General features: G+C 66.9%; 18 protein-coding genes. 5 read left to right on the top strand and 13 right to left on the bottom strand.

Annotated elements, in window-relative coordinates; genetic code table 11:
• The first annotated feature begins 2 nt into the window (after positions 1-2).
• Together ACQR1D_RS19730 and ACQR1D_RS19725 are read left to right on the top strand one after the other, a co-directional pair.
• Entirely contained in the window at positions 3-551 is a 549-nt protein-coding gene (locus ACQR1D_RS19730) for a gluconate 2-dehydrogenase subunit 3 family protein (protein WP_315801936.1), read from the top strand.
• A 38-nt stretch (positions 552-589) separates the two neighbouring features.
• Positions 590-2,158: a GMC family oxidoreductase gene (locus ACQR1D_RS19725; RefSeq protein WP_315801935.1), complete on the top strand. Its 1,569-nt coding sequence runs from the start codon at positions 590-592 to the stop codon at positions 2,156-2,158.
• Positions 2,159-2,377: 219 nt separating this feature from the next.
• On the opposite strand, the gene ACQR1D_RS19720 is transcribed toward ACQR1D_RS19725, so the two are convergent.
• Positions 2,378-2,692 (bottom strand): ribbon-helix-helix domain-containing protein, encoded by a 315-nt coding sequence (locus ACQR1D_RS19720; RefSeq protein WP_316217224.1) that lies wholly within the window; start codon positions 2,690-2,692, stop codon positions 2,378-2,380.
• A 198-nt stretch (positions 2,693-2,890) separates the two neighbouring features.
• On the opposite strand from ACQR1D_RS19720, the gene mutL reads away from it, so the two are divergent.
• On the top strand, positions 2,891-4,744 hold the full coding sequence (gene mutL / locus ACQR1D_RS19715) for a DNA mismatch repair endonuclease MutL (RefSeq protein ID WP_434893968.1): 1,854 nt from the start codon (positions 2,891-2,893) through the stop codon (positions 4,742-4,744).
• Positions 4,745-4,956: 212 nt separating this feature from the next.
• Here the strand turns inward: mutL and rsmD are convergent, their stop codons facing one another.
• On the bottom strand, positions 4,957-5,511 hold the full coding sequence (gene rsmD, locus ACQR1D_RS19710) for a 16S rRNA (guanine(966)-N(2))-methyltransferase RsmD (protein ID WP_434880407.1): 555 nt from the start codon (positions 5,509-5,511) through the stop codon (positions 4,957-4,959).
• Between the two features lie 9 nt (positions 5,512-5,520).
• Positions 5,521-7,632: a pseudouridine synthase gene (locus tag ACQR1D_RS19705; RefSeq protein ID WP_434893967.1), complete on the bottom strand. Its 2,112-nt coding sequence runs from the start codon at positions 7,630-7,632 to the stop codon at positions 5,521-5,523.
• A 133-nt stretch (positions 7,633-7,765) separates the two neighbouring features.
• On the opposite strand from ACQR1D_RS19705, the gene ACQR1D_RS19700 reads away from it, so the two are divergent.
• The gene (locus ACQR1D_RS19700) at positions 7,766-8,212 is read left to right on the top strand and encodes a nucleoside deaminase (RefSeq protein ID WP_315801931.1); all 447 of its coding nucleotides are present in this window, start codon (positions 7,766-7,768) and stop codon (positions 8,210-8,212) included.
• A gap of 3 nt (positions 8,213-8,215) precedes the next feature.
• Here the strand turns inward: ACQR1D_RS19700 and ACQR1D_RS19695 are convergent, their stop codons facing one another.
• The 9 genes from ACQR1D_RS19695 to ACQR1D_RS19655 form a co-directional block, all read right to left on the bottom strand.
• Positions 8,216-9,529: a cytochrome P450 gene (locus tag ACQR1D_RS19695; RefSeq protein WP_434893966.1), complete on the bottom strand. Its 1,314-nt coding sequence runs from the start codon at positions 9,527-9,529 to the stop codon at positions 8,216-8,218.
• Positions 9,529-10,245 carry a class I SAM-dependent methyltransferase gene (locus tag ACQR1D_RS19690; protein WP_434893965.1) on the bottom strand — a complete coding sequence of 239 codons (717 nt, stop codon included), beginning with the start codon at positions 10,243-10,245 and terminating at the stop codon, positions 9,529-9,531. The genes ACQR1D_RS19695 and ACQR1D_RS19690 overlap by 1 nt, the downstream gene beginning before the upstream one ends.
• Positions 10,242-10,697, bottom strand: a complete 456-nt coding sequence (locus tag ACQR1D_RS19685) for a hypothetical protein (protein ID WP_316217124.1) — start codon at positions 10,695-10,697, stop codon at positions 10,242-10,244. The genes ACQR1D_RS19690 and ACQR1D_RS19685 overlap by 4 nt, the downstream gene beginning before the upstream one ends.
• 290 nt (positions 10,698-10,987) lie before the next feature.
• Entirely contained in the window at positions 10,988-11,437 is a 450-nt protein-coding gene (locus tag ACQR1D_RS19680) for a hypothetical protein (protein ID WP_315801927.1), read from the bottom strand.
• A 95-nt stretch (positions 11,438-11,532) separates the two neighbouring features.
• Positions 11,533-14,754 (bottom strand): adenylate/guanylate cyclase domain-containing protein, encoded by a 3,222-nt coding sequence (locus ACQR1D_RS19675; protein ID WP_316179456.1) that lies wholly within the window; start codon positions 14,752-14,754, stop codon positions 11,533-11,535.
• A gap of 107 nt (positions 14,755-14,861) precedes the next feature.
• A complete protein-coding gene (purD, locus tag ACQR1D_RS19670; protein ID WP_316179458.1) occupies positions 14,862-16,154 on the bottom strand; it encodes a phosphoribosylamine--glycine ligase in 1,293 nt (430 codons plus the stop codon).
• A 71-nt stretch (positions 16,155-16,225) separates the two neighbouring features.
• Entirely contained in the window at positions 16,226-16,540 is a 315-nt protein-coding gene (locus tag ACQR1D_RS19665; protein ID WP_316179460.1) for a transcriptional regulator, read from the bottom strand.
• Positions 16,541-16,544: 4 nt separating this feature from the next.
• Positions 16,545-17,093 (bottom strand): hypothetical protein, encoded by a 549-nt coding sequence (locus tag ACQR1D_RS19660; protein WP_316179462.1) that lies wholly within the window; start codon positions 17,091-17,093, stop codon positions 16,545-16,547.
• Between the two features lie 13 nt (positions 17,094-17,106).
• The gene (locus ACQR1D_RS19655; protein ID WP_434839420.1) at positions 17,107-18,093 is read right to left on the bottom strand and encodes an alpha/beta hydrolase; all 987 of its coding nucleotides are present in this window, start codon (positions 18,091-18,093) and stop codon (positions 17,107-17,109) included.
• A 131-nt stretch (positions 18,094-18,224) separates the two neighbouring features.
• On the opposite strand from ACQR1D_RS19655, the gene xseA reads away from it, so the two are divergent.
• Positions 18,225-19,841: an exodeoxyribonuclease VII large subunit gene (gene xseA / locus ACQR1D_RS19650; protein ID WP_316179463.1), complete on the top strand. Its 1,617-nt coding sequence runs from the start codon at positions 18,225-18,227 to the stop codon at positions 19,839-19,841.
• 7 nt (positions 19,842-19,848) lie between these two features.
• Here the strand turns inward: xseA and ACQR1D_RS19645 are convergent, their stop codons facing one another.
• Positions 19,849-20,679 (bottom strand): dienelactone hydrolase family protein, encoded by an 831-nt coding sequence (locus ACQR1D_RS19645; RefSeq protein ID WP_315801920.1) that lies wholly within the window; start codon positions 20,677-20,679, stop codon positions 19,849-19,851.
• Between the last annotated feature and the right edge of the window lie 198 nt (positions 20,680-20,877).

The raw sequence follows: 20,877 nt of genomic DNA, 5'->3' as shown, positions 1-20,877 counted from the left end.
CCATGAGAGAAGTCGATCGCCGCAACAAATACGACCGCCGCGTCTTTCTCAAGGGCGCGGCCTCGACCGTGCCGGCCGCGGCCGTGGCTTCCGCGACCGGCCTCGGGATCACCGATGCCTGGGCCGAGGATGCCAAGGCGCTGACGCCGGCGACGCTGAAGACGCTGGTGAAGGTCGCGCGCGACATCTACCCGCACGACTTCCTCGCCGACCGCTACTACATCACCGCGGTCAAGCCGTGGGACGGCAAGGCGGCGGAAGATGCCGCGGTCAAGGCGATGATCAATGACGGCGTCGCCCGGCTCGATCAGGACGCGAAGGATCGCCACAAGGTGCCCTATGCGCAGGTGCCGTGGGAGGCCGACCGCGTCGCGCTGCTCCAGGGCATCGAGCAGACCACGTTCTTCAAGACCCTGCGCGGCGACCTCGTGGTGTCGCTCTACAATCAGAAAGAGCTCTGGCCAAAGTTCGGCTACGAGGGCTCCTCCGCCGAGCATGGCGGCTACATCAACCGTGGCTTCTCCGACATCGACTGGCTGCCGAAAGCCTGACGCCGGCGAACAACGAAGAGAACACGGAGGACACCACCATGGCAAAATTCGACCAGAACGATTCGAGCGTCGTCGTCATCGTCGGCTCGGGGGCCGGCGGCGGCACGCTCGGGAACGAGCTCGCCCAGAAGGGCATCAAGGTCGTCATACTGGAGGCCGGCAATCGCTACGAGATTCCGGACTTCATCAATGACGAATGGGAGAGCTTCACCCAGCTCGCCTGGACCGACATGCGCACGACCTCGGGCACTTGGCGTGTCGCCAAGGACTTCGCCAATTTGCCGGCCTGGATTGTCAAGGCGGTCGGCGGCTCAACCGTGCACTGGGCCGGCGCCTCGCTGCGCTTCGACGAGCACGAGTTCAAGGCCCGCACCACCTATGGCGGCGTGCCCGGCTCGAGCCTCATGGACTGGCCGGTGACGCTCGCCGAGATGGAGCCGTGGTACGCCAAGGCCGAGTTCAAGATGGGCGTGACCCGCACCAACGACATTCCCGGCCTGCCCGGCAACAACAATTTCAAGGTGCTCGAAGCCGGCGCCCGCAAGCTCGGCTACAAGACCGTGCACACCGGTAACATGGCGATCAACTCGCAGCCGCGCGACGGCCGCGGCTCGTGCCAGCAGATCGGCTTCTGCTTCCAGGGCTGCAAGTCCGGTGCGAAATGGTCGACGCTCTACACGGAGATTCCGAAGGGCGAGGCCACCGGCAATCTCGAAGTGCGATCCGGCAGCATGGCGATCAAGATCGAGCATGACGCCTCCGGCAAGGTGACCGGCGTGGTCTATGCCGACAGCCAGGGCAAGATGCAGCTGCAGAAGGCCCGCATCGTCGCGGTCGCCGGCAATTCGATCGAGAGCCCGCGCCTCCTGCTCAACAGCGCCTCGAACATGTTCCCGGATGGCCTCGCCAACTCCTCCGGCCAGGTCGGGCGCAACTACATGCGGCACATGACCGGCAGCGTCTATGCGACGTTCGAAAACCCGGTGCACATGTATCGCGGCACCACGATGGCCGGCATCGTGCGCGACGAGGCGGCGTTCAATCCGAAGCGCGGCTTCGTCGGCGGCTATGAGATGGAGACGCTGTCGCTCGGCCTGCCGTTCATGGCGGCGTTCCTCAACCCCGGCGCCTGGGGCCGCAGCTTCACCGCGGCGATGGAGACCTATCCGCGCATGGCCGGCATGTGGCTGGTCGGCGAGGACATGCCGCAGGAGACCAACCGCATCACGCTCGATCCGGTCGCCAAGGACAAGTTCGGCATGCCCGTGGCGTCGGTGCATTTCGACGACCACCCCAACGACGTCGCGATGCGCGCCCACGCCTACAAACAGGGCTCGGCGATCTACGAGGCGGTCGGCGCCACGGTCACTTACCCGACCACGCCCTATCCCTCGACGCACAATCTCGGCACCAACCGGATGAGCGAGAAGGCCAAGGACGGCGTCGTCAACAAGTTCGGCCAGACCCACGACATCAAGAACCTGTTCGTCTCGGACGGCAGCCAGTTCACCACGGGGGCGGCGTGCAATCCGACGCTGACCATCGTGGCGCTGGCGATCCGCCAGGCCGACTACATCGCGGGCGCGATGCAGAAGAAGGAGATCTGATTAGCAACGCGTGATGGGTGCGCACCTCACCCGCCGCGAATGCAGTCAGCGCCTCCCCCGCTTGCGGGGGAGGTCGCATCGCATCGAAGATGCGATGCGGGTGGGGGAACGCTCAGGAAAGATTGCCGGTGTGGTGCGCGCAGGACGGAGTACCCGTGTGGCGCCCCCACCCGCCCTCCCCCGCAGGCGGGGGAGGGCGACGAGACAGCAGACGCGTGGCTACTCCGCCGCGTCCATGATCGCCGCCGGCGCGCGAAAATCCGGCACCGCGGCGGTCGCCTTCGCCCGATAGATCAGGCAGGAGCAGCGCAGCAGCGAGGCGAAATTCCTCACCTCGCCGTGGTGGTCGAGCACCTCGGCGTACAGCGTGGTCACGAACTTCGCGAGGCTCATGCCTTCCTTGGCGGCGATCTCCTCGAGCGTGTCCCAGAACGCCATTTCGAGCCGGATCGACGTGCTATGGCCGCCGATCCGCAAACTACGGGTCTGCGACTCATAATCGCGCTGAGGCTGGTGTGCGAACAGATGGCACATGGGCTTCCTCCGGCTGATCGTTATTTTTGCGAAACGATATACTGGCCCCGCCCGCCTCACAATCCCGTTGGAGAAGGTTGCTTTTCTCTGCCGCAGCGCATGAAAAAAGCTATTCTCGTCCCACATTTGCAGCGTGGCCGCCGCAGCGCCGCGCGCCTTCAAGATCCAAGCCAGCCAGCTTTCAAGTTCGTTCGCACCATGCCCGTCCGCCAGCTCCCCGAACAGATCGTCAACCGCATCGCCGCCGGCGAGGTGGTCGAGCGGCCGGCGAGCGTGGTCAAGGAGCTGGTCGAGAACGCCATCGATGCCGGCGCCAGCCGCATCGACATCTTCACCGATGGTGGCGGCCGGCGAAAGATCGCGATCACCGACGACGGTGGCGGCATGACCGCGGCCGATCTCGCGCTCGCGGTCGAGCGCCACGCGACCTCCAAGCTCGACGACGAGGACCTGCTGCAGATCCGCACCCTCGGGTTCCGCGGCGAAGCGCTGCCCTCGATCGGCTCGGTGGCGCGGCTGTCGATCACGACGCGACACAAAAGCGAGCCGCACGCCTGGGCGCTTCAAGTCGATTGCGGCGACAAGTCCCCGATCGTGCCGGCCGCGCTGAACCAAGGCACCCGCGTCGAGGTCGCCGACCTCTTCCACGCCACGCCGGCACGGCTGAAGTTCCTCAAAACCGACCGCACCGAGGCCGAGGCGATCCGCGAGGTGGTGCGGCGGCTGGCGATGGCGCGGCCCGACATCGCCTTCACCCTCGCCGGCGAGGAGCGCGCGCCGGTGACCTGGGCCGCCGCGCTGCCCGGCGCGCCGGGCCAATTGACGCGGCTCGGCGACATCCTCGGCGCCGACTTCCGCAGCCATGCGATCGCGGTGCGCAGCGAGCGCGATCACGTTGTCGTCGAAGGCTTCGCCGCGGCGCCGGCGCTGACGCGCGCCAATGCGCTCGGCCAGTATCTGTTCGTCAATGGCCGCCCGGTGCGCGACAAGCTGATCCTCGGCGCGGTGCGCGCCGCCTATGCCGACTATCTGCCGCGTGACCGGCATCCGTTGGTGGCGCTGTTTGTGACGCTCGATCCGCGCGAGGTCGACGCCAACGTGCATCCGGCCAAGACCGAGGTGCGCTTCCGCAATGCCGGCCTGGTGCGCGCGCTGATCATCCACGCATTGAAGGAAGGTCTCGCCCGCGAAGGCCGCCGCACCGCGGCCAATGACGGCGGCGCGACCATCGCCGCATTCCGCCCGGCCTTCGCGCCACCGCGGCCCAACCTCGGTCCGATGAATTGGGACTGGCAGCGCTCGCCGTCGGCGCCGGTGATGCCGCATTTCGGCGGCTCCGTCCCTGCGGCGGCGCCCTCACCAGATCTCGGGTCGTTCGGGCTTGCGGAATCCTCTCAAGCGGCGTTCGACGTCGGCACGCCCCGCGCCGACGTTCGGCTGCACGAGCAGCCGGCCACGCCCGACCTGCTCGACCGTCCGCTCGGCGCCGCGCGCACCCAGATCCATGACACCTACATCGTTGCACAGACCCGCGACGGCCTCGTCATCGTCGACCAGCACGCCGCGCATGAGCGCATCGTCTATGAGCGGCTCAAGGCCTCGCTGGCGGCGCATGGCGTGCAGCGGCAGATCCTGTTGATCCCGGACATCGTCGAGCTCGACGAAGCCACCGTCGAGTCACTGCTCGCGCGCACCGATGAGCTGGCCTCGTTCGGCCTCGCGATCGAGTCCTTCGGCCCCGGCGCCGTCGCCGTGCGCGAGACGCCATCGCTGCTCGGCAAGATCAATGCCGCAGGCTTGCTGCGCGACCTCGCCGAGCACATGGAGGAATGGGGCGAGGCGCTGCCGCTGGAGCGCCGCCTGATGCACGTCGCAGCCACCATGGCCTGCCACGGCTCGGTCCGCGCCGGCCGCCGCCTCAAGCCAGAAGAGATGAATGCGCTGCTCCGCGAGATGGAGGACACGCCGAACTCGGGCCAGTGCAATCACGGCCGCCCGACCTATGTCGAGCTGAAGCTCGCGGATGTCGAGAAGCTGTTTGGGAGGAGATAGCGGCTACGATTGAGGCCACGACGATAGCTACAAATCCGGTGTCGTCCCGGACAAGCCACCGGCGGCGCGTAGCGCCGTCCGGCGGCGCCGATCCGGGACCCATACGCCGCAGCAGCAGTCAGGGACATGAACGACGTTACGAGCAGCCAGCCTCCCAACGCAATCCTGTGGCTATGGGCCTCTGCGTTCGCAGGGGCGACAGCGAGCGAGGATCAGGACCGGCGCAGGAACACGAACTCCGTTTCGTCGTAAGCGCGGCGCTCGAGCTCTTCGAACCCCTCGGGCGCCTTGAACGCGGCAGCCTTGGACTCCTCGACCACGAGCAGCGCCGATGGCACGAGCCAGCCGCCGTCGCGCAGCGAGGCCAGCGCCTTCTCGGCCAAGCCCTTGCCATAGGGCGGATCGAGGAACACCAGCGAGAACGGCTCGACCGGATGCGCCGGTCCGAGATCGGTGGCGTCGCGGCGGTAGACCTTGGTGACGCCGCCGAGCCCGAGCGATTCGACATTGTTGCGCAGCAGCGCCCTTGCCTCGGCGCCGTTGTCGACGAACAGCGTGAACGCCGCGCCGCGCGAGGTCGCCTCGATGCCGAGCGCGCCGGTGCCGGCAAACAAATCGAGCACGCGTGCGCCCTCGATCGGATCCTCGTAGGCGTGGACGAGGATGTTGAACAGCGCCTCGCGCAGCCGGTCCTGCGTCGGCCGGATGTCACGCGACGCAGGCGAAGCGATGTTGCGGCCCTTCAGCCGTCCACCGACGACACGCATCGCAACACCCTACTCGTCATCCTGCGGCGTGATATCGCGCTTGCCGTGATAGCCGCGCTTCGGCCGCCGCGGCGGACCGGGGAAACGCGCCTCGGCTTCGTGGCGCTCGCGCGCTTCCTCGCTGCCGGTACGCTGGACGAGCACGCGGCGGCCCTTGCGGTCGGCGACGACCTCGCGCTTCGGCTTGGGCTTCGGGTCCGGCAACGGCTCGCGATTGCCCTTGCCCGCAGGACCGAGATCGGCACCCGACTGCGCAATCACCTTCTCGCCGAGCTGCTCGCGCAGCACCCGCGTCTTGACTTCCTGCACCTCGCCCTCGGGCAGCTCCAGCAGCTGGAACGGACCGTAGGAGACGCGGATCAGGCGATTAACCTCGAGGCCGAGATGCGCGAGCACGTTGCGCACCTCGCGGTTCTTGCCCTCGCGGATCGCGACGACGAGCCAGACATTGGCGCCCTGATCGCGCTCCAAGGTCGCTTCGATCGGGCCGTATTTGACGCCGTCAACCTCGACGCCCGCGGCGAGCTGATCGAGCTGCGCCTGTGTGATCTCGCCATGGGCGCGGACGCGATAGCGCCGCGTCCAGCCGGTGTCCGGCAATTCCAGCACGCGCGCGAGGCCGCCGTCATTGGTGAGCAGCAAGAGCCCTTCGGTGTTGAAGTCGAGTCGGCCGATCGAGATCAGCCGTGGCAGGCCCTCGGGCAGATTGTCGAACACCGTCGGCCGCCCCTCGGGGTCGCTGTGCGTCGTCATCAGCCCGCGCGGCTTGTGATACAGAAACAGCCGCGTGCGCTCGCGCTCCGGCAGCGGCGCGCCGTCGACCTGGATCACGTCATTCTCGGTGACATCGAGCGCGGGGGAGTTGATGACGCGGCCGTTCACCGTCACGCGGCCCTGCGTGACCATCTCCTCGGCGTCGCGGCGCGAGGCGAGGCCGGCGCGGGCCAGCACTTTGGCGATGCGCTCGCCGGCCTTCTTCGGTGCGGCCGGCTCGGCGGCAACGCGGGCGCTGCGCTTGTCGGTCTCGGGCTTGCGCTCGCGATAGGCGCCGCGGCCGCCGAACGCCGGACGCTTGGCGAAGACCTTGCTGTCGTCTTCAGTGTCGCGGCGCGGCCGCTCGGAGAAGCCGTCGCGGCCACGGCGTTCGCTGCGCGGATGCTCCTGCCAGTCGGTGCGCCCCTCGGGACGGCGCGGCCGGTCGAAGCTGCGCTCCTCGCCCCGATCCCGCGGGCGGTCGAACTTCGGCTTGTCGAATTTGGGCCTGTCGAATTTCGGACGATCCTCGCTGCTGCGCTGGGTGCGCGGGCGATCGAAGCTGCGGCCGCCTTCGCGCGGCGGACGCGGGCTGCGTTCCGGGCGATCGCCATCCGCGCCGCGCTTCTGCCACGGCTTGCTCTCGCCGCGCGAGGGACGGTCGCCAAACTCCTTGCGCGGCCCGCGCGCGCCGGCACCGAACTTGCGCTCGCCCCGATCGCCTTCAGCGCCGCGAGAGAACTTGCGCTCTCCGCCAAACTTGCGCTCAGGGCGATCGCCGGTCCGCGGCGGACGGTCGCCGAAGCTGCGCTCGGTGCGCGGCCGGTCGCCGCGATCACGCGCGCCCTCGCCGCGTGGCGTATAGGGGCGTTTCTCACCATCGCGCTCCCGCGGAGCGTAGGGCTTGCGCTCGCCGAACTTGCGCTCGGACGATCGCCCCGCCGGACGAGCCTCGTCGCGACCGGCGCGCGGCGTATAGGGACGCTTCTCGCCGCCCCGCTCGTCGCGATCGAATTTCGGCCGGTCGCCACGCGGCTTGAAGGCGCGCTTCTCGCCATCGCCCGACCGCGCCGGGCGAGCGGCATAGGGCCGATCGCCGCGCGGCCGCTCATCGCGGTTGAAGCGCGGCTTGTCGCCAAAGGATTTGCGCGGCGCATCGCCGTCGTCGCGGCGGCGCGGGGCGCGGCCCTCGTCGAAGGAGCGCTTGCCCCGGCCACCCGCTTCCTTGTCGCCGAAGCCGCGCTTGGCGAACTTCTTTTCCGGCCCACGCGCGGCGCCCGAGCGTCCTTTGCCGCCCTCGGACCGCCCCCGCGGGGCGCCGCCGCGGCGGCCGCGGGAATCGTTGTCTTTGTCGGTGGTGCGGGGCATGAAGGTCTCACTTCGAGGTGCAGGACGACGCGTGAACCGCGCGCTTCTGAAGCAGCGCATGTCACGCAGGAAATCGGGGTCCGGTTGTGCTGAAGGGCGATCCAGTAGCAGACTTGGGCGGGCGTGACGAGCCATGAACAGCCCTTCTTTCATGGATTTGGCGCTGAAAGCGGCCGAATCGGCCGCAATTTCCGGCGAGGTGCCGATCGGCTGCGTCGTCGTCCGTGACAACGCGGTCATCGCCACCGCCGCCAACCGCACTTTGACCGACCGCGATCCGACCGCGCATGCCGAGATCCTGGCACTGCGGCAGGCGGCCCAGGTCGTCGGCAGCGAGCGGCTGGTCGAGTGCGACCTCTACGTCACGCTCGAGCCGTGCACGATGTGCGCTGGCGCGATCTCCTTCGCGCGCATCCGACGGCTGTATTACGGGGCCGCCGATCCGAAGGGCGGTGCGGTCGAGTCGGGTGTGCGCTTCTTCACGGCGCCGACCTGCCATCACGCCCCGGAGGTCTATTCGGCGGTGGGCGAGCAGCAGGCGGCGCAGATGCTGAAGGAGTTCTTCAAGGCGCGGCGGTGAGGCCTATGCAGCCGCCTCCTTGCGCAGCGCGCGAAAGCTCATGCGAACCGGGAGGCTGGAGACGCCGCTCATGAAGGGCGACCGCACCCGGCGCACCCGCCCGGCGAGTTCGATCCGTTCGGTCCGGCGCAGCAGCTCCGCAAATAGCGCCCGCATCTGCATCCGCGCCAGCTGCAGTCCCATGCAGATGTGCGGACCACGGCCGAAGGCGATGTGCGGGTTCGGACTGCGATCGATCCGGAACGCGCCGGCGTCCTCGAACACGGTCTCGTCGCGATTGGCCGAATGGAAGAACAAGGCCAGCCCATCGCCTTCGCGAATGCGTTGCCCCCCGACCTCGGTGTCGCAGACCGCGGTGCGCATGAAGTGCCGCACCGGCGAGGTCCAGCGCAGCATTTCCTCGATCGCCGGATCGAGCAGCTCGGGCTCGGCCCGCAGCCGCACCATCTGCTCGGGCGCCGCGAGCAGCGCCGCCAGGCCGCCCGCCAATGCGAGCGCCGTCGTATCGTGGCCCGCCGTGACCAGCAGGATGAAGTAGGAGATCAGCTCGTAATGCGGCATTGCCGCGCCATGCGGCGCGGCATGCGCAATCAGGCTGGCGAGATCGTCGCGCGGTCGGGCGCGCCGGTCGGCCACGACGGCTTCGAAATAATCGCGCAGCGCCAGCATGGCCATCCGCATCGTATCGCCCGGCGCCTCGGCGAGACGGCGCCGCGGATCCTCGGCGCCCACGAAGGCCTGGGCGAGCCGCGCAAGCCGGGCATCGTCGGCCTCCGGCGTGCCCAGCATGCGGCCGATCACCCGGAAGGTGAAGGGCAGCGCCACGTCGCCTGCGAAGTCGCAACTGGCGCCGCGCGCGAAAACCCGGTCGATGATCTCGGCGGCCCATTGCGACAGCCATGTCTCCATCTCGCGCAAGACCGGCGGCGCAAAGGCGCCTTGGATGATGCCGCGATAAACGCCGTGATCCGGCGGATCCATCTCGGTCAGGCTGCGCACGAGTTGCGGCTTGCCGGTGACACGCTGCAGCACGGCCTCGGAGGTCTCGCTGGCGAGATAGGTGCGCGGGCCCGCGGCAAACTCATTGCTCCGTGTCTCGATCGAGACAATGTCGGCATAGCGCGTGACCGCCCGGAACGGACGAACGCCCGAGCGTTCAACCCAATGCAGCGGCGCGCGCTGGCGCAGCAGCGCACAGGCGCGTTCCAGCCGCGTTGGATCGGCGTGACCTCGCGAGGAGATCAGCACGTCCACAGCACGCTCGACGGCGGCGCTGCGGCGATCTGTCTGCGAGGATAGCGACGGAACAGCCGACATCAGTGCGAGAGCCCTGCTTGCGACGGGGCGGCATGAGTCAGGCGGCGCACCAGGAGCGTGAACTCCTTCATCCCGTAGTTGCCGATGACCTCGACGGCCGCCGCAAACTCCTGCTCGCAGTGGGTGGCCCAAACGTCCGGCGTAGTGCGATACAGGCGCGCCTTGGCGGGATCGCCGTCCTGCTCCTCATCAGCGGCCGCTCGCATGAAATTGACGGCAAAGCCGCGCCGGCTGGTCGCGAACATGCGCTGCAACATGGCTTTGATGTGGCCTTCCCAGGCGTCGCGCGAATAGCCGACGTTGACGTTCATGATGCCCGAGGCGACCGAATAGTCGGCGATGCGCGGGCTCTCCGACGCGACGACGAAGCGCCGCAAGGGGGCGGCAAAGCGGCGCCGCGCCCGGCTGATCATGGCGCGGGACAGGTCGATGCCGAGATAGTCAATCTCACAGGACGCAAAACGCGATTCAAGAAACGGCACCAGCGCGCCATAGCCGCAACCGATGTCATTGAGGCTGAACGGCGCCGACACGTCGCACAGCTTCATCAGTTGCACGAAGCGCAGGCCCTGCGTCGCCTCGCACGACCAGTCAACGCCGCGCGGCGTTGCGCCGTGACGCGCAACGCAGGCAGAGTAATAGGCATCGACGTCCGCCTGGATCAAGCCGAGGCTCGGAACGTCCTTCGCCGTGCGTGTGGCAGATCTGGCGCTCACTGCATGCTGAGCTCTCGAGCGCGCCGCTCCCGCACCGTCTTTGCAATCTGCTGTCGCACGACGCGGCCGGGCGTCGTCGGAATCGACACGATGACGTGCACGTCGGACGCGAAGACGACAGGCCGTCCACGAGAGACAGTGACGCGCGGATCATCGGCGGCCGAATGACAGACGAGCGAGATCGGCAACGGCGCGCCCGATTCCAGATCCTCCTTGAAAGCCTCGACGACTCGATCGTGACCATTTACGCCGTCGCGGTCCGAAGGATAGGTCTTGAGATGATCCAGGAATTTGTACCAGCGACGGCGCTCATTCCAGTCGGCAGGCACGATGCCAAGCAAGGTGAACGAGCGCTGCAGGCCATGCTCGGCAGAAAAGATCCCGAACTCGCGCTGCAACTCGGCCATCTCCGGCACCGCGTCAGCCTCGAACCGCTTGTTGAACTGAACCACGACGTCGAGCGTCGTGCTGTCCTTCATCATCGCTCCCATAACGGCTTCCTCCCGATAGCGCAGAATGCACCGGTGTCATGGTGCCTTCTTTTCTCCGGACCATCAAGGGCGATCTGGCGCCAATGGGACAGTGAAGCTGAACGGCCCAAGGCAGCGCTCAGCTTCTCACGCACATCAGCACCGAACCGGGTCGGTGATCGCTCGAGACGGCACGGCGCGATAGACATCGACGTCAGAACAGGGGAATCGAGCAAAGAGCCTCGTCTCCGAAGACGACCCTCGTGGTCGCCTCACTTCTTGCGTTTTTCGACCCGCCTCGCCCGTGCGGTCTCAGCGGCCTGCTTGCGTGCCTCACGACCGGGCGTCGTCGGGATAGAGATAATGACGTGCTTGTCGAGGGAGAAAACGATCGGACGTCCTTCCGACACGGTGACACGGGGATCCTCTGCCGCAGAGTGACAGACGATCGAGACCGGCAGCGGCTTTTCGCACTCCAGATCATCCTTGAACGCCTGGATCACACGATCATGGCCGTTCACGCTGGCGATGTCCGATGGATACGTCTTCAGAAACTCGAGAAACTTGTACCAGCGCCGCCGCTCGGACCAATCGGCAGGCACGATTCCGAGCAAAGCAAAGGACTGCTGTAGACTATGCCTCAGCGAGAAGACCCCGAACTCCCGTTGCAGCTCGACCATTTCGGGCAAGGCATCTGCATCGAACCGTTTGTTGAGCTGCACGATAATATCAAGGGTAGTACTGTCTTTAATCATTACCCCCATTGTAACCCCCAAATCTGAAAAAGCCGGAATTCAACGAATCGACAATGCATGCATCATTGCATTGCTTCAAGATGCAATTGCAGTTTCTGAACTAATGAACGCAGACAGAACGCACCGGAGACATTCATGAGATGTCCTATCTGCTCAAGAAGTCCCGCAGCCTGCTCGTTCCTGCCGGCTCCGGCAAGAGCAAGGCCCAGAACGGTCGTCGCGTAACACTCCGCCACTCGATCCGTCTTTCGCTTGGCTACAAGGATCGCCTGTTTGCTGGCCTCGATAGCGGCATCGAAGTCGTAACTCCGGTAAAGCAGATCGGCATTTATGGCGGCCATGCGCGCCTCGAGCTCGAGCCCCGTCCTTGCGGCCCGAGCGGCTTCGATCGCGCCAACCATCTCATTCGTCGCGTCGGCGAATCGACCGGTCAAAGCCTGTTCGAGGCTTGCGCAGAGCAAGGTGAGCACGCGGATGTAGGGAATGCCGGATGTTTCAGCGAGATCGGAAACTCGCCTTGCGTGCTCGCGCGCAAGGCTCTGGTCTTCGACCATCCATGCCAGCTCCACGAGGTTGAAGTGCGGGACGAACTGGAGCACCGGTGCGACCTCGGATGAAGGCTGCTGCACCAATTCGAGAAGCTCGCTGCGAGCATCCTCGATCTGGCCGAGATGAGCCATTGCGCGCGCCCTGATGCATCTCACCCAATAGCTGACGTCAAAGCCGAGAATCTGGTTCGGGTTCAAACCAAGCGTGACGTGACTGTCGAAGCCGGCCTGGCTTGCCATTGCAGCGATGGCTGTATTGGCCGCCGAGAGCGCCTCGTTCATCCGTCCCGAATGTGTGTATGCCTGCGCCAGCATGGCGTTGACGGTCGCGTAGCGGCCAACATCCCCCTCGCCCGAGGTCAGCTTGATGGCGTTCTGCGCCAGGTCGACGTAGTCATCGGCCGCTCCCGTCGAAGCGAGCACGCGGCCATAAGCGCCGATCAACAACGGCTCATGCGCCTTGTCAGAGGAGCGGGCAAATCTCAACGCTTCTTCAGCAAAAGGCTTGACCTCTTCGGCCGAGATGCCTTCGCGCCAGCCGAAGTTCAGGATCTGGCCGCTGGCCAGCGCACGCAGGCGGTCGACGCGCTCCGATTGCGGCAGCGCCTGCAGCAGGGAGCGGATCTTCTTCCACAGCCGCAGCGCCTCCGCCGTGTTGGTGCGGCCGATCCAGCGCGCCGCGCGCTGCAGATGCTCGACCGCCTGCATGGTCTGGCCGGCGAACTCATAGTGCGAGGCGATCAGGGCAGCGAATTCGTCCTGCGTCCCCCAATCGAGCGCCTCGATCGCCTTGGCCACGGCAGCGTGGACCGTGCTCAGCCGGGACCGCAGCTGCATCGCATAGGCGACCTCCTGGATCAGCGGATGACGAAAGGCGAGCACGCCCATGTCGAACGGCGGCAGATCGTAGAGAAGATCGGCCTGCCTGAGCTGAGCGAGCGCATCGAACAGCTCTGCGTCATCGATGCCGGTTACGGGCTTGAGCACCGCCAGCGCGACCGATCGGCCGATCACGGCCGCTGCTTCCAGCACGTTCTTGGCAGATTCGCCGAGACGATCGATGCGCGCGGCCACGACCGCATGCACGGTCGGCGGCAGTGGAATCGGTCCGATGCCACCCTTGAGACGGTAGGCGCCGCGCTCACCCTCGAAGCCGCCGCTTTCGGAAACGGCGCTGGCAAGCTCCTCGAGGAAGAACGGATTGCCCTGCGCGCGCTCGACGATGTCGCGCGCCAGCACCTCCAGCGAAGGATCGTCACCGAACACCCCGCGTAGCAGTTCGCTTGCCTCCTCGGAGGCAAGCGGGACGATGTGCAGTTCGTGAAATGGGGCCTGCTGCATGAAGGAGGCGGCGAAACCCGGCCTGTAGTTCACGACCAGCAGTGTCTTGGTCCCGACCGTGGCCTCCGCGAGCGCCTCGACGAATTCCTCGCTGGCCTCGTCGACCCAATGCAGGTCCTCGATCATGATCACCATGGCGCCGTCGGCGGGCGCCGCACGGAACAGCGTCTTGAACACGTTCAGCAGACGGGTCTTGAACACGCCGGGATCGAGCCGGAGCGCCGGCCGTGCCGGATCGGCGAGGTTCATGAAGTCCAGGAGCAGGACCAGCGCCGTGTCGGGCATGGCAATGGCTTCGAGCCGGTCGACCACGCGCTGGCGCGACACCTCCACCGGCTCCTTCGGCCGGATGCCGAAGAAGTCGCGCAGCAATTCGAGCACCGGCTGGAACGGGGTGGCGCGGCCATGTGCCAGCACGCGCGCCTCGTAGACGCGAATGCCCTGGCGGCGACAGTGCTCGGCGAACTCGAAGCACAGCCGGCTCTTGCCGATGCCGGCCTCACCCACAATGCCGACGACAGCGCCGCGCGCCGCCAGGACGTCGTCGAGCTCGCGCTCGAGCACCGCAAGCTGGGCATTGCGCCCGATCAGCGGCAACAGGCGCTGGCCGCTGCGGAAGACGTCGCTCGCCGGCGCACTGAGGCGGCCGATCAGCTTGTAGATCGACACCGGCGAGGCGATGCCGCGCAGCGCGTGGGTGCCGAGCGGCTCGGCTTCGACGAACTGCCTGGCGCCGGTGTAGGTCTCCTTGCTGATCAGGATGGTGCCGGCCTCGGCCATGTGCTCCAGACGATTGGCGAGATGGACGTTGGCGCCGGCCGCGTCGTAGGTCTGGTACATGCTGTTCTCGACGACCTGGACGATCACCTCGCCGGTGTGCAGCCCGACCCGGACCTGCAAATGCGGGTCGGCGAGGCGCGCGATGGAGTCCTGCATCGCCAGCGCGCCGAGGCAGCCGCGAACCGCATGATCCTCATGCGGCACCGGCGCTCCGAACAGGGCCATGACGCCGTCACCCTGCGTCTTGTTGACGACGCCGTCATAGCGGTGGACCGCCTCCTTCATGAGGTTGAGCACCGGATCGAGCCGCTGCATCGCGAGCTCGGGATCGCCGAGGCTGTCGATCAGCTGGGTGGAATCGCGGATGTCGGCGAACAGGATGGTGAGACGCTTGCGTTCTCCACCCTTGCTGCTCAGGGTCCTCAGGACGCGCTGCGCCGCCTGGTCGGGCGGAGCCAGCCGGCCGGGCAACGGCGCGCCGCATTGGCCGCAGAAGCGATTCGACGGACTGTTGGTCTGGTTGCACGCCTCACATCTGAGGCTGAGCGGCTCGCCGCACCGGTCGCACGAGGCTCTCCCTGGCTGATTCTGCCTGCCGCACCGCGCGCATTCCATGGCCCCTCCGTTCCACGGCGGAACTGATTCATCCCATCAAGGCATGAGTCTATGGAACTGCCACAATTCGTACGGGAAAAATAGCCTTGCGGGGCCGACTGCGGCGATCACGATGCTCGGCCCTGACCGCTTTCCTGCGCCACCGCCTGCCAGGCAATGTCGCGCCGGCAGAAGCCGTCGGCCCATTTGATGCGGTCGACGGCCTGATAGGCCCGCGCCTGAGCCTCGGTGACGGTCTTGCCCGACGCGCAGACATTGAGGACGCGCCCGCCATTGGCGAGAATGGCGCCGTCCTTTGCCACCGTACCGGCGTGGAATATCTCGACGCCCTCGATCCTCGCGGCGTCGTCGAGCCCCTCGATGACACCGCCCTTGGCGTAGTCGCCGGGATAGCCCTTCGCGGCCATGACCACGGTGACGGCGGCGTCGGGAAACCAGCGCAGGTCGAAATTCCTCAACTGCCCGTCGCAGGCGGCCAGCATGGCGGGCACGAGATCCGACATCATCCGGAGCATCAGCACCTGACATTCCGGATCGCCAAAGCGGACATTGTATTCGAACAGCTTCGGCCCCTGGGCGGTCAGCATCAGGCCGGCATAGAGAATGCCCTTGAAGGGTGTGCCCCGGGCGTTCATCCCGGCAATGGTCGGCTGAATGATCTGATTCATGATCTTGTCATGAATCTCCTGCGTCACGAACGGCGTCGGGGAATACGCTCCCATGCCGCCGGTGTTCGGTCCCTGGTCGTGATCGAACACCCGCTTGTGGTCCTGGGCGGAGGCCAGCGGTATCGCGGTCTCGCCGTCGCACAACGCGAAGAACGACACCTCCCGACCTTCGAGAAACTCCTCGATGACGACCTCGGTGCCGGCGACACCAAAGCCGCCCTCGAACATCATCTTGATGGCGTCCTCGGCCTCGACAACCGTCTTGGCGACGACGACGCCCTTGCCGGCCGCCAGCCCGTCCGCCTTGACGACGATCGGAGCGCCGTGCTCGCGGACATAGGCCAGTGCCTCGGGGGCATTGTCGAAGCGGGAATAGGCACCGGTCGGGATGTCGTATTCGGCGCAGAGATCCTTGGTGTATCCCTTGGAGCCCTCGAGCTTGGCGGCGAGCCTGGACGGGCCGAACGCCTTGATGCCGGCCGCTTCGAGATCATCGACGATGCCGGCGGCGAGCGGCGTCTCGGGGCCGACCACCACCAGGTCCACCTTGTTTGCCCGGCAGAACGCGATCACCGCCGCATGATCGGCGACGTCGAGCGCGACACATTCGGCCTCCTTGGCGATCCCGGCATTGCCGGGCGCGCACCACAGCTTGGTGAGCAGCGGCGAGCCGGCGATCTTCCAGGCGAGCGCGTGCTCGCGGCCGCCGGAACCAAGGAGCAGAATGTTCATCGTCGATGCCGTCGCAGAGGGATGGGCCAATTTGGACGCCCCAATTGCCCGGCCCTCGCAACGGAGTCAAATCATGGCTCCGGCGGCTTCGCGGCTGCGCCGGCAATGATGTCCTGCAGGCTCGCGACATAGCGGGCGAAGGCCGCACGGCCGGCCGCGGTGGCCGTCACCATAGTCTGCGGCTTCCTGCCGACAAAGGCCTTGTCCACGGCGACGTAGCCGGCGCGCGCCAGCGTGTCGATGTGGGCGCCGAGATTACCGTCGGTGGCGCCTGTCAGCTTCTTCAGCCGGACGAATTCCAGCCCGGCCCCGGCCGGCAGGGCATTCAGCGCCGCCATGATCTTCAGCCGCAGCGGCTGGTGGATGATCTCGTCGAGCTCCGCCAAGCCGTCAGCTCCGCCGCATCCACAGGCCGCCGAGAACCAGGCCGCCACCATTGACGAACGCCATCCACAACGGGAAAGCCGCGCCGATGAAGAGATAGCCGACCAGGGTCAACGCGGTGACGCACAGGCCGAACACCGTGAAGGCCGCGCCGAACCACAAGCCGGCGAGGCCGTAGAACAGCATGAAATAGACCGGCCAGAACGCGCCCATCTCGCGCGGTCCGAAATGGCCGATCGCCTCGACGAAGAAACCGAAGGCGAAGAACATGACGAAGGCGAGCACCGCCCTGACATCGAAGCTGCGCACGCCGGAGCGCGCTTTCTCCGCCGCGCCCAACACCACCGATCCGGCGAGGCCGAGGACATAGACCGTCAGCCAAGCCTTGGCCGCGTGGACCGGCGTGAGATAGGTCACGAGATTGCCGGCGAAGACGAGAACGCCCCAGAGCATCATCAGCAGGCTCGACAGCCGATAGATCTGCGACTGCCGCACGCGCTTCATCACATCCTCGATGTCGCCGAGCGCCCGCGCGGCTTCCAGGCTGTCGATCATGCGGTTTGAACCTCTAGCGCTTAGCCACGTCTTCGGCGATCGCGCTCACCGCCTGCGGCGCCGACACGATCTCCATGTGATTGACGCCCGCGATCAGCTTCACGTCAACGCCGCGCGCGACGGCGTGCACCGCATCTGCATATTTGTCGGCGAGCATCAGCTCGTCATCGGCGCCGGCGATGATGGTCACCGGGTGCTTCGCCGCGGCGAGATCGGCCTTGTAGCCGCGGGTCGCGAAATTTCGGAACAGCCGGTAGCTGTAGGTCGGCGCCAGGAATTTCTCCGAGTTCGGCCTGACAGCAAAGGCCAGCACGGGCAGTGCCTCGCAACACGGCATACCGATGCGCCTGAGCATGCCGAGCGCCAGGATGCGCGGAATGTCGGGACCGGCCCAGCCGCCCGAATTCTCACGGTTGGTCGGCGCATCGTAGCCGAGATAGGGCGACAGCAGCACGGTGCGCGTGAACAGGTCCTGGATCGGGGCGCTCGCCGCGCGCAGCGCAAAGCCGCCGCCTGCGGAATGGCCGAGCAGGACGATCGGCTCGGTCGGGATCGACCTCCTGAGCTCGGCGACGAGGTCGGCCAGATCGTCTTCGAGCTGTCCGAGATAGCCAATGTCGCCGCGGGTGCCGGAGCCGCCATGGCCGCGAATGTCGGGCGCGAAGGTATCGATGCCGCGCGCCGCCAAAGCATCGGCGAGGGCATGCACGGCGACGCTGGAGCCGGAGGAGCCGTGGACGACGATCGCGACCTTGCCGACAGCCGCCCCTCTCGCCGGGTAATGGCGATAGGCCAGCTCGGTGCCATCGCGGGCACTGAAGCGCTGCAGCCCTGGCATGGTGCTGCGGTCGACCCGTCCGGCCGTCTCCGAGATCGACTTGAGCTCGGGCGGGCGCGCAAGCGGCGTCGCGATCATCGCGGCCAGAACCAAAGCGAGCACGCCGACGAGGCAGAGCGCTCCTCCTAGGGCCCGAAACAGGACCTTCGCACCGCGTCGCATGCTCTCCTCCACTCACCCAATTTATAGAGTACTCTGTATAACAGAGTTATCGAAAAGACAACGGCTTGATTGGCGGCGGACGCGGAAAGCCCCTACCTTGGCTGCTGCTCCCCGAACCGAATCAGCCAGCGATGCCGCCTGCGGAAGCCTTGCCCAACGCGCCCGAATTCACCGTCACCGAGCTGTCCTCGGCGCTGAAGCGCACGGTCGAGGACCAGTTCGGCCATGTCCGGGTGCGCGGCGAAATCACCGGCTTTCGCGGGCCGCATTCCTCGGGGCATTGCTATTTCGCGCTCAAGGACGAGAGCGCCAAGATCGAGGCGGTGATCTGGAAGGGCGTGCATGGCCGCATGCGCTTCAAGCCCCAGGAAGGGCTCGAGGTGATCGCCACCGGCAAGCTCACCACCTATCCCAACTCATCGAAGTACCAGATCGTCATCGAGGCGCTGGAGCCGGCCGGGATCGGCGCGCTGATGGCGCTGATGGAGGAGCGCAAGCGGAAGCTCGGGGCCGAGGGGCTGTTCGATCCCGCGCGCAAGCAATTGCTGCCGTGGCTTCCCGAGGTGATCGGCGTCGTCACCTCGCCGACCGGCGCCGTCATCCGCGACATCCTGCACCGGCTCGAGGACCGCTTTCCCCGGCGCGTGCTGGTCTGGCCCGTGAAGGTACAGGGCGAGGGCTCGGCCGAGCAGGTCGCCGCCGCGATCCGCGGCTTCAACGCCTTGCCCGAGGGCGGTCCGATCCCGCGGCCCGACGTGCTGATCGTCGCGCGCGGTGGCGGCTCGCTGGAGGACCTGTGGTCGTTCAACGAGGAGATCGTGGTCCGCGCCGCGGCCGAGAGCATGATCCCGCTGATCTCGGCGGTCGGCCACGAGACCGACGTGACCTTGATCGATTTCGCCGCGGACAAACGTGCGCCGACTCCGACAGCAGCCGCGGAAATGGCGGTGCCGGTGCGCAGCGAGCTGATGCAGGAGGTCGCAAGCCTCGCGCGCCGTGTCAGCGTCTGCTGGCAGCGTGGCCAGGAGAGCCGCCGCAACGAGCTGCGCGCCGCCGCGCGCGCTCTGCCCGGCGCCGGAGATCTGCTCGCCATTCCCAGGCAGCGGCTGGATTCGGCGGCCGCCAGCCTGCCGCGCGCGCTGAAGACCAACACGCATGTGCACTTCCGCCAGTTCGCGGCGGCGAGCGCCAAGCTCACTCTGCGCGTGCTGCACGCGCAGATCGCGCAATCGCGCCATCGCCTGATCGCGTCGTCCGAACGGCTGTCGCTGTCGTCGCGCGGCCAGTTGCACCGGCGGCGCGAGCGGTTCGAGGCGCTCGATGCCCGCTTCAAGGCCTCTCGGCAGGCCTATGCGCAGGCCAAGCGCCAGGCCATCGGTCGCGAGCGCGACCGAACCGAACGTCTGGCCGAGCGGGCCCGGCGCGCGTTGCTGACCCAGCTTCAGCGCCTGTCGGCCCGCGTCGGCCAGAACGAAAAGCTCCTCACCGCCCTGTCCTATCGCAGCGTGCTGGCGCGTGGCTTTGCGCTGGTGCGTGACGAGGCCGGCCACCCGCTGCACCATGCCGCGAGCATCGGTCCCGGCGCCGCGCTCTCGATCGAATTTGCGGACGGCAAGGTCGCGGCCACGGCGGGCGCGGACCGCCCGCTTCCGCCGGCAGCGCCGTCATCGCCGAAACCTGCGCGCGAGGCCAAGCCTTCGGCAGCGAAGCGCACGCCCGATCCCGCCGATCAAGGCAGCCTGTTCTGATCGGTTCTCAGCGCGCCAGCCACTCGGCCACGAGCTTCTGCGCATCGGCGCGCGCCTCGGGATCGGAGCCGACATGGCCGCGCTCGGGCGCCCCGGCATCCGAGCCGGCAACCTGATGCAGCGGCAGGTTCACACGATCGAAATCGTGATAGGCGCCGGGATAGATCACGATGCGGGTCAGCGCGCTGCGGCCGCGCGCACCATCGATCATCTGTCGGCATGCGGGCGGCGAATAGACGTCGTCCAGCCCGCCGATCAGCACCAATGTCGGGACGCGCGTGCTCCAGCCGAGGCCGGACGAGGCACGGCAATCCGGGTAGAACGCCACCGCCGAGCGGAAATCGGGCGAGACATGCTGGGGCAATTGCGGGCGTACCGCCCATAACAGCGCGCTCGCACCGCTGGCCCAGCCGACCAGACTGACCCGGTCGGGCATCGCCCAGGCTTGCTTGGCCAGCCATTTCTGCGCGATCACGATGTCCGCGACACGCTCGCGCCGGCCGCTGATACGACGCTCCTTGACGCGGCATTGCGGTCCCAGCCCGCGCGAGCCGTAGCTGTCCGGCAACAGGACGGCCTTGCCGTCCCCGACCAGTTCCTCCGCCCAGTCGCGATAACGCGGCAGCACGGGCTCGGAGCGGCCGGAAAGCCCACCGCAGCCGTGCAGGGCAACGACGACCGGAAATGGGCCGGCCCCCTTCGGCCGGTAGAGCTGGGCGCGCAGCACATAGCTTCCCGAGGGAATCTCGACCGCGACGGGCGCCGGCAACGGCTCAGCCAAGGCTGAAAACGCCGTGGCGCAAAGCATTGAGACAACGATGGCGACGAGGGAGCGCATCAAACCAGCCGGGCGGGACAAGCGGCGGATATTGAAACCTAGCTAGCACGGAGTTTCGTGCAGAAGCATCACAAATCAGTGGGTTTGCGCGGGGGGACAGCGTCCCCCATCTATGCTAGGACATCATCGAAAATCGGCCTGTCGTGTGCGTGCGGCGCTCGCGGAGGGACTTCACGGCAAGGAATTGGAGATCGCGGA

Source organism: Bradyrhizobium sp. HKCCYLRH2047, from assembly GCF_051168175.1.
Classification (GTDB): Bacteria; Pseudomonadota; Alphaproteobacteria; order Rhizobiales; family Xanthobacteraceae; genus Bradyrhizobium.
The sequence above is the reverse complement of the archived record's forward strand: the minus strand, read 5'-3'. Positions and strand labels throughout refer to the sequence as shown.